11 protein-coding genes are annotated in these 12,792 nt (G+C 61.9%); 10 read left to right on the plus strand and 1 reads right to left on the minus strand.

Annotation, left to right across the window (positions count from 1 at the left end):
* Positions 1–3: 3 nt before the first annotated feature.
* Together ACSSVH_RS09160 and ACSSVH_RS09165 are read left to right on the plus strand one after the other, a co-directional pair.
* Positions 4–1,023, plus strand: a complete 1,020-nt coding sequence (locus ACSSVH_RS09160; protein ID WP_169957330.1) for an alpha-ketoacid dehydrogenase subunit beta — start codon at positions 4–6, stop codon at positions 1,021–1,023.
* A complete protein-coding gene (locus tag ACSSVH_RS09165; protein WP_169957331.1) occupies positions 1,020–2,123 on the plus strand; it encodes an acetoin dehydrogenase dihydrolipoyllysine-residue acetyltransferase subunit in 1,104 nt (367 codons plus the stop codon). The genes ACSSVH_RS09160 and ACSSVH_RS09165 overlap by 4 nt, the downstream gene beginning before the upstream one ends.
* 114 nt (positions 2,124–2,237) lie before the next feature.
* On the opposite strand, the gene ACSSVH_RS09170 is transcribed toward ACSSVH_RS09165, so the two are convergent.
* On the minus strand, positions 2,238–3,134 hold the full coding sequence (locus ACSSVH_RS09170; RefSeq protein WP_172314251.1) for a helix-turn-helix domain-containing protein: 897 nt from the start codon (positions 3,132–3,134) through the stop codon (positions 2,238–2,240).
* Positions 3,135–3,272: 138 nt separating this feature from the next.
* On the opposite strand from ACSSVH_RS09170, the gene ACSSVH_RS09175 reads away from it, so the two are divergent.
* The 8 genes from ACSSVH_RS09175 to ACSSVH_RS09210 all read left to right on the plus strand — a co-directional run bounded on the left by ACSSVH_RS09175 (position 3,273) and on the right by ACSSVH_RS09210 (position 12,770).
* Positions 3,273–4,631 (plus strand): glutamine synthetase family protein, encoded by a 1,359-nt coding sequence (locus tag ACSSVH_RS09175; RefSeq protein ID WP_169957335.1) that lies wholly within the window; start codon positions 3,273–3,275, stop codon positions 4,629–4,631.
* Between the two features lie 31 nt (positions 4,632–4,662).
* The gene (locus ACSSVH_RS09180) at positions 4,663–5,751 is read left to right on the plus strand and encodes a polyamine ABC transporter substrate-binding protein (RefSeq protein ID WP_492634393.1); all 1,089 of its coding nucleotides are present in this window, start codon (positions 4,663–4,665) and stop codon (positions 5,749–5,751) included.
* Positions 5,748–7,043, plus strand: a complete 1,296-nt coding sequence (locus tag ACSSVH_RS09185; RefSeq protein ID WP_492634394.1) for an NAD(P)/FAD-dependent oxidoreductase — start codon at positions 5,748–5,750, stop codon at positions 7,041–7,043. Before ACSSVH_RS09180 ends, ACSSVH_RS09185 begins: the two co-directional genes overlap by 4 nt.
* 86 nt (positions 7,044–7,129) lie before the next feature.
* Positions 7,130–8,485, plus strand: coding sequence for an MATE family efflux transporter (locus ACSSVH_RS09190; RefSeq protein ID WP_492634395.1), 1,356 nt, complete (start codon positions 7,130–7,132; stop codon positions 8,483–8,485).
* 51 nt (positions 8,486–8,536) lie between these two features.
* The gene (locus ACSSVH_RS09195; protein ID WP_169957012.1) at positions 8,537–10,219 is read left to right on the plus strand and encodes a caspase family protein; all 1,683 of its coding nucleotides are present in this window, start codon (positions 8,537–8,539) and stop codon (positions 10,217–10,219) included.
* Positions 10,216–11,082: a lipase family protein gene (locus ACSSVH_RS09200; RefSeq protein ID WP_169957013.1), complete on the plus strand. Its 867-nt coding sequence runs from the start codon at positions 10,216–10,218 to the stop codon at positions 11,080–11,082. Before ACSSVH_RS09195 ends, ACSSVH_RS09200 begins: the two co-directional genes overlap by 4 nt.
* Before the next feature lie 186 nt (positions 11,083–11,268).
* Entirely contained in the window at positions 11,269–11,769 is a 501-nt protein-coding gene (locus ACSSVH_RS09205; protein ID WP_169957014.1) for a sigma-70 family RNA polymerase sigma factor, read from the plus strand.
* A gap of 32 nt (positions 11,770–11,801) precedes the next feature.
* Complete coding sequence (locus ACSSVH_RS09210; protein WP_492634707.1) at positions 11,802–12,770, plus strand: FecR family protein; 969 nt, start codon at positions 11,802–11,804, stop codon at positions 12,768–12,770.
* The last annotated feature ends 22 nt before the right edge of the window (positions 12,771–12,792 follow it).

Below are 12,792 nucleotides of genomic sequence, written 5' to 3' on the forward strand. Positions count from 1 at the left end.
TTCATGGCTCGTAAAATCAGTTATCAGCAGGCAATCAACGAAGCCCTGGCCCAGGAAATGCGACGCGACCAGAGTGTCTTTATCATCGGCCAGGACGTGTCCGGCGGCACCGGCGCCCCTGGCGAGCAGGATGCCTGGGGCGGCGTACTGGGGGTGACCAAGGGCCTGTACCCGCAGTTCCCTGACCGCGTGCTGGATGCGCCGCTGTCCGAAGTCGGTTACGTGGGCATGGCCGTCGGCGCCGCCACCCGGGGCATGCGCCCGGTGTGCGAGTTGATGTTCGTCGACTTTATCGGCTGCTGCCTCGACCAGTTGCTCAACCAGGCCGCCAAGTTTCGCTACATGTTCGGCGGCAAGACCACCACGCCGTTGGTGGTACGCGCCATGTACGGCGCCGGCCTGCGCGCAGCGGCCCAGCATTCGCAGATGCTCACCTCGATGTGGACGCACATCCCGGGCTTGAAGGTGGTGTGCCCGGCCACGCCCTATGACGCCAAGGGCATGCTGATCCAGGCGATCCGCGACAACGACCCGGTGATTTTCCTCGAACACAAGATGCTCTACAGCCTGCAAGGCGAAGTGCCGGAGGAGCTGTACACCGTGCCCTTCGGCGAGGCCAACTTTGTGCGCGAAGGCAACGATGTGACCCTGGTGACCTACGGGCGCATGGTGCATATCGCCCTGGAGGCTGCGGCCAACCTGGCGCGCCAGGGTATCGACTGCGAAGTGCTGGACCTGCGCACCACCAGCCCGCTGGATGAAGACAGCATCCTCGAGAGCGTGGAGAAAACTGGGCGCCTGGTGGTGATCGACGAGTCCAACCCGCGCTGCTCCATCGCCACGGATATCAGCGCCCTGGTGGCCCAGCGCGGATTTTCCTGCCTGCGCGCGCCAATCGAGATGGTCACCGCGCCGCACACGCCGGTGCCGTTTTCCGATGCCCTGGAAGACCTGTACATCCCCGACGCGGCGAAGATCGAGGCCGCGGTGCGCAAGATCGCTGACAAGAGGACTGCGGCATGATCCATACCTTGACCATGCCCAAGTGGGGGCTGTCGATGACCGAAGGCCGGGTCGATGTCTGGCTCAAGCAGCCGGGCGACCGGGTAGAGAAGGGCGAGGAAGTGCTCGACGTGGAGACCGACAAGATCTCCAGCAGTGTCGAGGCGCCGTTCAGTGGGGTGTTGCGCCGGGTTTTGGCCCTGAGCGACGAGACGTTGCCGGTCGGCGCATTGCTAGCGATTGTGGTGGAGGGCGAAGCCACCGACGCAGAGATTGATACGGTGATCGACCGCTTCAATGCCGGCTTTGTCTCCAGCAGCGCCGAGGCGCAGGCGTCGGGGCCGAGTGCGCAGAAAGTCGAGTTGGGCGGGCGCCTGCTGCGTTATCTCGACCTTGGCGAGGGCGGCATACCGCTGGTGCTGATCCACGGGTTTGGTGGCGACTTGAACAACTGGCTGTTCAACCATCCGGCCCTGGCTGCCGAGCGCCGGGTGATCGCCCTGGACCTGCCGGGGCATGGCGAGTCGGGCAAGCACTTGCACAGTGGCGATGCCGAGGAGTTGAGCCTGGCGGTACTGGCGTTGCTCGATCACCTCAAGCTTGAACGCGTGCACCTCGCAGGGCATTCCATGGGCGGATTGGTTTCGTTGACGGTGGCGCGCCAGGCACCGCAGCGGGTTGCCTCGCTGGTATTGATCGCCAGCGCCGGCCTGGGTGCGGATATCAACGGTGACTACTTGCAAGGCTTCACCGAAGCCAACAACCGCAACGCGCTCAAGCCGCAACTGGTGCAACTGTTCAGCGACCCGGCGTTGGTCACGCGGCAGATGCTGGAGGACATGCTCAAGTTCAAGCGCCTGGAGGGGGTGGACCAGGCGTTGCGGCAACTCAATGCCAAGCTGTTTGATGGCGGTCGGCAGATGCTTGACCTGCGTGCAGTGGTGGGGCAGCAACCCAGCCTGGTGATCTGGGGTAGTGACGATGCGATCATTCCGGTGCGGCATGCCCAGGGGTTGCAGGCCCAGGTTGAGATCTTGCCGGGGCAGGGGCATATGGTGCAGTTGGAGGCGGCGGAGCAGGTGAATCAGTTGCTGAGCCTCTTCCTCAAATCTCCAGCCTGATAGCAATCAAATGTGGGAGCGGGCTTGCCCGCGAATACGGTGGGTCAGTCAGACATTCATTGCCTGACACACCGCTTTCGCGAGCAAGCCCGCTCCTACAGGGTTGAGCGTGTATCAACCATGACGCTTGAGGGTTTCGCTGGGCAGTTCCTTGAACAACGCGCGGTAGCTGTTGGAAAACCGCCCCAGGTGCCAGAACGACCAGTTCATCGCGACCTGCGCCACGGTGGAACCCGCTGAGCTCAACAACTCGCGCCGCGCGCCGTTCAACCGGCGCAGGCGCAACCACTGCGCCGGGCTCATCCCGGTGTAGGTCTTGAAGCCCTGCTGCAACTGGCGCAGCGGCACGCCGGCGATCTGCGCCAGTTGCAGCAGGTTGACGGTTTCATCCGGCGCATCCGCCGCCCACGCGCCAATGCGCGCCATCAACCGGCGTTCTTCGCTGCGGCGCTGCAATGAGTGGCGGTCCAGGCACACACAGGCGTTGTCGAGGATAAACAGGCAATCGTCGAGCAGTTGCCGGGTGAGGGCGTCGCGGCTGATCGGGTCGATCTCGCAGGACAAGCGCGTCAGGGTGCCACTGAGCCAGCGGCTGAACAGCGCGTTCTGTTGGCAGGTCAACGGCGCCATGAACAGGCCTTCGAGCCTGGCCACATCCAGGCCATGGCGTTGCACGAACTGCGGGCCGAACACCACCGCCACTTCCCGGTAGTTTTCCGGGGTGATCCAGGTGTTGCGGCTTTCGCCATTGAGCAGGTACAGCGCGTTGTCGCTGCCGTCGAAACAGAAGGCCAGGGCGCCTGGCGGCGCGTTGAAGTGCTGCTCGACGCGGGTGTTCATGCACTCTTCGTACACCTGCACCCCCTGCAGGTCGAGGTAGCGGATCTGCCCGGCAAAATGCCCCGGGGACATCTGCTGGTACTGCTGCACCCAACCGGGTGTCGCACTGCATTGGGCGGCCACATCACCGGTGGTGAAGGCCTGTACGCGCAAAGCGGTTGCCTGTGTCATGGGTGATCCGTGCGCACTCTATTGGTGCGTTGTGGGTCGTGCAAAGTGGATAGATGCCTGGGTAAGGCTGGCCCAAGATAGACCTCAATGCGCCGCAAGTACAAGCCGGCGCAGCACCCAACCCATGCCGAGGTCTTTATGAATGCCCCTTTCGATCAGCTGTCCACCTGGCTGAAAGAACACAAGATTACCGAAGTCGAATGCGTGATCAGCGACCTGACGGGCATTGCCCGCGGCAAGATTGCGCCCACCAACAAGTTCTTGCATGAGCGTGGCATGCGCCTGCCGGAAAGTGTGTTGCTGCAAACGGTAACTGGGGATTTTGTCGACGACGACATCTATTACGACCTGCTGGACCCGGCCGATATCGACATGATCTGCCGCCCGGTGGCCAACGCCACCTACGTGGTGCCTTGGGCCATCGAACCCACCGCCATCGTGATCCACGACACCTTCGACAAGCAGGGCAACCCCATCGAGTTGTCGCCGCGCAATGTGCTGAAAAAAGTCCTGCAACTGTATACCGACCAGGGCTGGCAGCCGATTGTCGCGCCGGAAATGGAGTTTTACCTGACCCAGCGCTGCGAAGACCCGGACCTGCCGTTGAAAACCCCGGTGGGCCGTTCCGGGCGTGCCGAAACCGGGCGCCAGTCGTTCTCCATCGACGCGGCCAACGAGTTCGACCCGCTGTTTGAAGATGTCTATGACTGGTGCGAAGCCCAGGGCCTGGACCTCGACACGCTGATCCACGAAGACGGCCCGGCGCAGATGGAAATCAACTTCCGCCACGGCGACGCCCTCGACCTGGCCGACCAGATCACCGTGTTCAAGCGCACCCTGCGCGAAGCGGCGCTCAAGCACAATGTGGCCGCGACCTTCATGGCCAAACCGGTGGCCGACGAGCCGGGCAGCGCCATGCACCTGCACCAGAGCGTGGTGGAGATCGCCACGGGCAAGCCGGTGTTTGTCGATGCCGACGGGCAGAAGAGCCCGCTGTTCTTGCATCATATTGGCGGCCTGCAGAAATACATCCCGATGCTGCTGCCGATGTTCGCGCCCAACGTCAACTCGTTCCGCCGCTTCCTGCCCGACACCTCGGCCCCGGTCAACGTGGAGTGGGGCGAAGAAAACCGCACCGTCGGCCTGCGTGTGCCGACCTCCAGCGCCGAGGCGATGCGCGTCGAAAACCGTCTGCCGGGGGCCGATGCCAACCCCTACCTGGCCATCGCCGCCAGCCTGCTGTGCGGCTACCTGGGGATGATCGAAAAGATCGAACCGAGCGCCCCGGTCGAAGGCCGTGCCTATGAGCGCCGCAACCTGCGCCTGCCGATCACCATCGAAGATGCCCTGGCGCGCATGGAGGCCTGCGATACGGTCAAGCAGTACTTGGGGGACAAGTTCGTGCGGGGCTATGTCGCGGTGAAGCGTGCCGAACATGAAAACTTCAAGCGGGTGATCAGCTCCTGGGAGCGTGAGTTCCTGCTGCTGAGTGTCTGACTCCACCATCAACCATAAAAAAGGTGTCGATATGCGTCTCGTCAAACAGCTTCTCCCACTGGCCCTGGCTGCGGTGTTCAGCAGCGCCAGCCATGCCGCGCCGACGGTCAGTGTCTACAACTGGACCGATTACATCGGCGAGACCACCCTGGCCGACTTCCAGGCCAAGACGGGGATCAAGGTGGTCTACGACGTGTTCGACTCCAATGAAACCCTGGAGGGCAAGCTGCTGGCGGGGCGCACCGGGTATGACGTGGTGGTGCCGTCCAATCACTTTCTGGGGCGTCAGGTAAAGGCCGGCGCGTTTCTTGAATTGGACCGCGCGCAATTGCCCAACTACCCGAACCTGGACCCCAAGCTGCTCAAGCTGCTGGAGCAGAACGACCCCGGCAATGCCCATGCGGTGCCGTACCTGTGGGGCACCAATGGCATTGGCTATAACGTCGACAAGGTCAAGCAAGTGCTGGGCATCGACCACATTGATTCGTGGGCGGTGATGTTCGAGCCCGAGAACCTGAAGAAGCTGCAGCAATGCGGCGTGGCATTCCTGGACTCGGCGGATGAAGCATTCCCGGCGATCCTCAACTATATGGGCATGGACCCGCGCAGCGAGAAGGTCAGCGATTATGAAAAGGCCGAAGCCAAGTTGCTGACGCTGCGCCCATACATCACCTATTTCCATTCTTCCAAGTACATCTCGGACCTGGCCAACGGTGATATCTGTGTGGCCTTCGGTTACTCCGGCGATGTGTTCCAGGCGGCCAACCGCGCCAGGGAAGCCAAGAACGGCGTGAACATCGCCTATGCGATTCCCAAGGAGGGCAGCAACCTGTGGTTCGATTTGCTGGCGATTCCCGTAGACGCCACCAACCCGCAACAGGCCCACGCGTTTATCAACGACCTGCTGGACCCCGAGGTGATTGCCAAGGTCAGTACCTACGTCGGCTACGCCAACCCCAACCTGGCGGCGAAGGCCTTCATGGCGCCGGAGTTGGTGAACAATCCCGAGGTGTACCCGCCCCAGGACGTGCTCGACAAACTGTACATTTCCACCACCCCCAGCCCCGCCATCATGCGTGTGATGACCCGGGCCTGGAGCAAAGTGAAGTCCAACCGATGAACCAGTCCCAAGACCATGCCCGTTCCTATTACCTGGCGTCGGCCAATGCCATGCCCCAGCGCGCGGCACTGGCTGCGGACCTGAGTGCCGATGTGTGTGTGATCGGCGGCGGCTTTACCGGCGTCAACACCGCCATCGAACTGGCCCAGCGCGGCCTGTCGGTGATCCTTCTGGAAGCCCGGCGCATTGGCTGGGGTGCCAGCGGGCGCAATGGCGGGCAGTTGATCCGGGGTATTGGCCATGACGTTTCGGGTTTTACCCGGTACGTGGGCGAGGAGGGCGTGCGTTACCTGCAACGGGCCGGGATCGATTCGGTGGCCTTGGTGGGTGAGCGCATCCGTGAGCACGGGATCGACTGCGACCTGCGCTGGGGCTTTTGCGAGTTGGCCAACACGCCGGCGCAATTCGCCGCGTTCCAGGGCGAGCTGGACAGCCTGGCCACCCTGGGTTACATGGCGCAAACCCGGCTGGTGGCGGCGCAGGACATGGCGCAGGTGGTCGGCTCAACCCTGTACGCCGGTGGTTTGGTGGACATGGGCTCGGGCCACTTGCATCCGCTGAACCTGGTGTTGGGCGAAGCCCGCGTGGCCGAGGCGCTGGGCGTGCGGATTTTCGAGCACAGCCCGGCGTTGCAACTGAGCCATGGCGACACCGTGCAGGTGCGCTGCGCCGGTGGCACCGTACGGGCCGGCAGCCTGGTGTTGGCGTGCAATGCACACCTCGACGAACTGGAGCCACGCCTGAGTGGCAAGGTGCTGCCGGCCGGCAGCTATATCATCGCCACCGAGCCGTTGCCGGCTGCGCTCGCCGACGAGTTGATCCCACAGAACCTGGCGCTGTGCGACCAGAAAGTCGGCCTGGACTACTACCGGCTTTCGGCGGACCGTCGGCTGTTGTTCGGCGGCGCCTGTCATTATTCGGGGCGTGATCCGGTGGATATCGCTGCGTATATGCGGCCGAAGATGCTCAAGGTATTCCCGCAACTGGCCAACACCGCCATCGACTTCCAATGGGGCGGCAAAATCGGGATTACCGCCAATCGTTTCCCCCAGGTTGGACGGTTGCAGCAGTACCCCAACGTGTTTTACGCCCAGGGTTATTCGGGGCATGGGCTCAATGTCACGCACTGGTGCGCGCGGTTGCTGGCCGAGGGGATCCACGCAGGTGTCAGCCAGGGCCTGGACACCTTTAGCCGGGTGCCGCACATGACCTTTCCCGGCGGCAAGGCTTTACGCTCGCCGTTACTGGCGCTGGGCATGTTGTGGTATCGGCTTCGGGAAATGCTGGGATAGGTGGGTAGCGGTTTAAAACACAGCAGGATCGGATCCAATACGCTATAACCCCTCGGTCGCTGTGTCATTCCGAGGCCCCGCTTTTCATGCAGAACCCTTTGCAACGCCCGCTGTGGCAGGTGTACCTGTTCTTTCTTGCGCCGATGGTGCTGTCCAACTTCCTCCAGAGTTTTTCCGGCACCCTCAACGGCATCTATGTCGGGCAAATGCTTGGCACCCAGGCGCTGGCGGCCGTGTCGGGGATGTTTCCCATCGTGTTCTTTTTTATCGCCCTGGTGATCGGCCTGGGGGCGGGCGCTTCGGTGCTGATCGGCCAGGCCTGGGGCGCGGGGGAAACGGCGCTGGTCAAAGTCATCACTGGCGCGACCCTGACTTTGGGCGCGTTGATCGGGATCCTCGCCGCCGTGCTCGGCAGCCTGTTCGCGCGCCCGGCCATGCAGGCATTGGGCACGCCGCTGGATGTGCTGGACGACGCCGTCGGCTATGCCCAGGTGATGATGCTGATCATGCCGCTGCTGCTGGTGTTCATCCTCTACACCCAACTGCTGCGGGGCGTGAGCGATACGGTGTCGCCGCTGCTGGCGCTGATGGTCTCGACGGTGGTTGGCCTGTTGCTGACCCCGGCCCTGATCCGCGGCTGGCTGGGGCTGGCGCCCATGGGCATCCAGAGCGCGGCCTATGCTGGCCTCGTGGCCAACGCCGTGGCCATGCTGTTTCTGGTGCTGCGCCTGCGCCATAAAAACCATGTGATGGCGCCGGATCGCGCATTGTTGGCGGCCTTGCGCCTGGACCGGGCGATCCTCGGCAAAGTCCTGCGCATTGGCCTGCCCACCGGCTTGCAGATGGTGGTGCTGTCGTTGTCGGAGCTGGTGATCCTGGCACTGGTCAACGGCCACGGCTCCCAGGCCACGGCGGCGTATGGCGCGGTGACGCAGATCGTCAACTATGTGCAATTCCCGGCGCTGTCGATTGCCATCACCGCCTCGATCCTCGGCGCCCAGGCCATTGGCGCCGGGCGCCTGGAACGCATCGGGCCGATCCTGCGCACCGGCCTTGCCATCAACCTGTGCCTGACCGGGAGCCTGATCGTGCTTGGCTACGTGTTGTCCCACTGGCTACTGGGCCTGTTCATCACCGATGACCAGGCGCGGGTCCAGGCCGAACACCTGCTGCACATCATGCTCTGGAGCATTCTGGTGTTCGGCTTCCAGGCGGTGATTGGCGGCATCATGCGCGCCAGCGGCGTGGTGCTGATGCCGGTGGCGATCTCGATCTTCTGCGTGCTGGGTGTGGAGCTGCCGATGGCGTACCTGCTCAATGCACACTTTGGCCTGGAAGGGGTGTGGATGGCGTTCCCGGTGACTTATCTGGTGATGTTGGGGTTGCAGACGGCTTATTACCGGTTGGTGTGGCGGCATAAGCAGATCAAGCGGTTGGTGTGAGTTGAGGCAGCGAGGGGCTGGATGGCATAGTGTCATCATGGAGAGAGACCTATGAAAAAAGCATTAATCGCAATCGGCGTCGACCGCGCCGGCCATTTTCCTGTACTGCGTGGCGCGGCCTCTGGGGCTGAGCAGGTGGGGGAATGGGGCAGGGAACAAGGTTTCGAGACCACAGTTTTTTCCGATGCTGACGGCAAGGTCGTGGGGCCTGAGGAGATATTCGAGGCGATCAGTAAGATCGTGGAGAGCAGGACGTGCTCTCAACTGGTGGTGTTCTTTTCCGGCCATGGTGTATTGAGAGCCCCGGATTGTGAGTTGTGGCTATTGTCCGAGGTGGGCAGGAATCCCAACCATGCCATCAACGTCAATGGCTCGATCAGCCTGGCGCGTCAGTGCGGTATCGAACACGTTGTGATCATTTCGGATGCATGCCGGTCCCTGGCGGGAACCCTTCAGGTGAGCATGGTCGACGGCTACCGGATATTTCCTGCTCATCGCTCGAGCGGCAAAGCACCCGAAGTGGATGTGTTTTATGCAGCGCTGCCGGGAGATCCGGCATTGGAGGTCTCGGCTGACGATGCGGACAAGCGTCACTATGGGCTGCTGACCGATTGCATGCTGACCGCTTTGCGGGGCGATATTGAAACTGTGATCGAAACCGTGAAAAGCGACGACGGCGTGCAAAAGCATGTGGTTGCATCACGTCCGCTTAAACTGCACCTTGAGGACGCTATTCCCCGAGCGGCAGCGGCGGTGTCTGTGGCGCTGTTCCAGCGCCCGGACTCGCGGGTGGAGTCGGCGTTGCCCAAGTTTCTGGCAACGATTGATGCCGGTGCCGAGCGAGCGATTGATGTCGCTAAGACAGCCCTGACTGAGCCCGAGCCTGATCGAGGGAGCATGCAGTGGTATCGGAAGGTGCTGCTGATCCCCAAACCTGGTCGACCGCTGCCCCGCGAGGCTTTGGATGCCGAGATGGAGCGATTAATGGCGGCGATGGATGACCAACAGACGGACATGCACACGGGGTTTCACATCAAGGGCGACGAAGTCGAGGCTATTTACGTAATCAAACAGAACCAGATCACCTTTCGCGGCAATGGGCCGAGCATCCTGATCAGCGGTTTGGAGCCAGGGGCGCTTTACCTGCGTTTCAAAAATGGCACCAGTAGCTTGCTGTCAGTTATTCCCGGATTTATCGGCACCGTGATTATTGAGGATGGGCGTATTGCTACGGTCAATTACACGCCGTCGGCCGCCGGTATTCCTATGCGTAACTATCACTATCTGGATATGCGACGTTCTTTTGTCGCGGTGGCTGCGCGTCAAGGCAGCTTCCACTTGCCTGATACAACAGCTGTGTTGCCCAGTTATCTGCGTTTCTTCAGGCGCATGGACCCAACGCTGGGCATTTATGCCGCGTATGCCTATCACCAGGCAGGCGATCAGCAGAGTGTCAGAGGGATTTACCAGCATATGGCAGATGGCCTGCAACCCATTCCTTTCGATGTGGCAATGCTTGCGTGGGCGGGCACCGATCAGGAGCAGGCCGTGCATAAGTGCATGCCCGGTGTGCCCATGCTGGCGCAGGGGTGGTCGTTGCTGGGGAATCTGACTGAGACAATGCCCAAGCAGTTGCTGGAGGCTGGGCGTTATCTGGAGCCGTCACTGTGGACGACATTCTCCGGTAAGGGGTCGGCGATTCTAGAACGATATTTCAGTAGGGGTTTCCCATGAAACTGGTATTCATCCACGGGCGAGATCAACAGGAAAGCACCCGGGAAGCCCTGGAAAAATTATGGCTGGACTCGCTGTATATCGGCTGGGGGGAGTCCGGTCTTCCACTCCCCGAAGGGCTGTCTGTGACGATGGCGTTTTACGCCGACGTACTGGATGAGCTGACCCGGGCCCTCAGCACCCCGCTGGCGCGTGGGGTGCGCCTGCGTGGCGATGAACAGGCGCAGGATGATTTTCGTGGAAAATTTTTGCAGGACATCGCGACCGCCAATGGCGTGACCGATGCGCAGATCCAGGCTTTTCTCGATGAGGACAGCACCGAGAAAGGCCTTGGCAGTTCGCCCTGGATTCAGGCGCTTTTACGTGCAGTGGATCAGCGCACCGCCCTGGGTGAAGCCGCTCTTGATCGCTTCACTCGTGATGTCTATCTCTATCTGGCTTACCCCGTAGTCTCGGACCGCATTACCGCCATCGTAGAGGCGGCCATTGGCGATGAGCCCTGTGTGATAGTGGCCCACTCCTTGGGATCGATTGTTGCGTACCGCGCGTTGCAACAGCTCGGGCGTCGAGCCAACGTGGTGGGGCTGGTGACGGTTGGCTCGCCCCTGGGCCTGAATACGGTACGCGAGATGCTCACCCCCCCTGCATTGTCGATGCCTGCGGGTGTGCAGCAGTGGTTCAATGCCTATGATCCGGGCGATGCGGTGGCGTTGTATCCACTGGACGCTACCCGCTGGAACATCACACCCGGCATCGAGAATTTCAACGGCGTGAGTAACCATATGGCCAATCGGCATGGTATTGCGGGCTACCTTGATGATGTAACCGTCGCAACGTGGATGCATCAACGGTTAGTTAAGTGAGCGCAATGTCAACGTTCGTGAAAATCCAAGGGGCTCGACAGCTCCCACCGGGTTTACCGGTGTCTGTTGGATTCTCACCATAACTGATCGACATTGGCGGCAATCGCAGCCAGGGCGACGGTCAGTAATTGCTCCCATTAATAGGAAGCATTACTATTCACGCCCCGCCTACCCAGTGCATCCTCGATGACTCCTCAGCCGCCCCGCAGACCAGGCTTTTTCGCGTACTACGAGGAGTTGGTCGGGACCTGGACGCGTCGCTTGCGCAATCGCCAGCAGGCCGAGGACCTGGCCCACGATACATTCGTGCGGGTATTGGAGTCCAAGGCGGCGCTGGTCGAGCAGCCGCGTGCCTATTTGCACCAGACGGCGCGCAATATTGCGGTGGATGCCTATCGCCGTGCCGACCGGCGTGAAGCAATGGAGCTGCAAGGCCTTGACCAGAGTGCGCCGCCAAGTGGCGACCCGGAGCATTTCATGCATGCAGTGCAGTTGGCGGACTCCATCGAGCGGGCCCTGGCCGAATTGCCCCTCAATTGCCGCAAGATTTTCATTTGGCAAAAGGTCGAGGGCCTGACCCAACAGGAAATCGCCGAGCGCCTGGGGTTGTCTAAAAACATGGTGGAAAAGTATATGATCCGCACCCTGCGGCATCTGCGCGAGCGCCTGGACGCGCTGGCCCCATGACCTATGCCCGCTTTGAAACAGGATCTTCCATGATGGATACCCGTGAGTGTGCCTGTGGCAGCGCAGCGGTGCGTGACGAGGCGGCGCTGTGGTTCGTGCGTTTGCAGGATCAGCCCCTGAGCGATGCGGACCAGTGTCTTTTCGACACATGGTGTGGGGAGCATCCCGCGCACCAGTACGAATTCGAGGTGCTGCAAGGGCTGTGGAGCGCCGCCGACCTGCTGCCCAAGCGCCGTTTGCAGGCCCTGGTCGATACGCCTGTGCCGCGCAAGCGGCGTGGAGCAGTGCGCTATGCCATGGCGGCTAGTGTGCTGGCGGTGGCCGTGGGTCTTGGGCTGTTCAGCGGCCTGGATCATCCGGCGGTGTACGACGCGCAGTTCAGCACGGTGTTGGGTGAGCGTCGCCAAGTGGCGTTGCCCGACGGCTCGCTGATGGACCTCAACAGCCGCAGCGTGGTGGCGGTGCACTACGAAAAGGGCCGGCGTGGGATAGAGCTCAAGCAGGGCCAGGCGCTGTTCAGCGTCGAGCACGACACCAGCCGGCCTTTTGTGGTGCGGGCCGGGGCCGGGCAGGTGACGGTTACCGGCACGCGGTTTGATGTACGCCGCGACGATGACCAGACCCGCGTGGTGGTCGAGGCGGGAACGGTCAAGGTGCAAGGGCATGCCGCGCAGCCGGTGGTCACACTGACGGCGGGCCTGGGGACATCCATCGACAACCAGGGCGAGGTCGCGGCGGCCCGCCCGGTCAACGCCCAGGCACTGCTGGCCTGGCAGACCGGCAAGCTGGTGTTCAACGACGTCAGCCTGGCCGAGGTGGCGCGGGAAGTCTCGCGCTACCGCGAAAAACCCTTGCGGGTCAGCACCGCGGCCAGCGAGTTGCGCCTGACCAGCGTGTTCAAATCCAACGACACCGATGCCTTGCTCAAGGCCTTGCCGCACATCCTGCCGGTGGCTCTGCGCACGCTGCCGGACGGCAGCCAGGAAATAATTTCACGTTAGATTCAGGTTTTTTCCGAGTTCT

Source organism: Pseudomonas sp. HC1(2025) (assembly GCF_058742075.1).

Bases quoted from the DNA above. Each gene is read 5' to 3' on its own strand.
- ACSSVH_RS09195 (WP_169957012.1), top strand. From the start codon at position 8,537: ATGAAAAAAGCATTAATCGCAATCGGCGTCGACCGCGCCGGCCATTTT.
- ACSSVH_RS09205 (WP_169957014.1), top strand. From the start codon at position 11,269: ATGACTCCTCAGCCGCCCCGCAGACCAGGCTTTTTCGCGTACTACGAG.
- ACSSVH_RS09165 (WP_169957331.1), top strand. From the start codon at position 1,020: ATGATCCATACCTTGACCATGCCCAAGTGGGGGCTGTCGATGACCGAA.
- ACSSVH_RS09200 (WP_169957013.1), top strand. From the start codon at position 10,216: ATGAAACTGGTATTCATCCACGGGCGAGATCAACAGGAAAGCACCCGG.
- ACSSVH_RS09185 (WP_492634394.1), top strand. From the start codon at position 5,748: ATGAACCAGTCCCAAGACCATGCCCGTTCCTATTACCTGGCGTCGGCC.
- ACSSVH_RS09160 (WP_169957330.1), top strand. From the start codon at position 4: ATGGCTCGTAAAATCAGTTATCAGCAGGCAATCAACGAAGCCCTGGCC.
- ACSSVH_RS09170 (WP_172314251.1), bottom strand. From the start codon at position 3,134: ATGACACAGGCAACCGCTTTGCGCGTACAGGCCTTCACCACCGGTGAT.
- ACSSVH_RS09180 (WP_492634393.1), top strand. From the start codon at position 4,663: ATGCGTCTCGTCAAACAGCTTCTCCCACTGGCCCTGGCTGCGGTGTTC.
- ACSSVH_RS09190 (WP_492634395.1), top strand. From the start codon at position 7,130: ATGCAGAACCCTTTGCAACGCCCGCTGTGGCAGGTGTACCTGTTCTTT.
- ACSSVH_RS09210 (WP_492634707.1), top strand. From the start codon at position 11,802: ATGGATACCCGTGAGTGTGCCTGTGGCAGCGCAGCGGTGCGTGACGAG.
- ACSSVH_RS09175 (WP_169957335.1), top strand. From the start codon at position 3,273: ATGAATGCCCCTTTCGATCAGCTGTCCACCTGGCTGAAAGAACACAAG.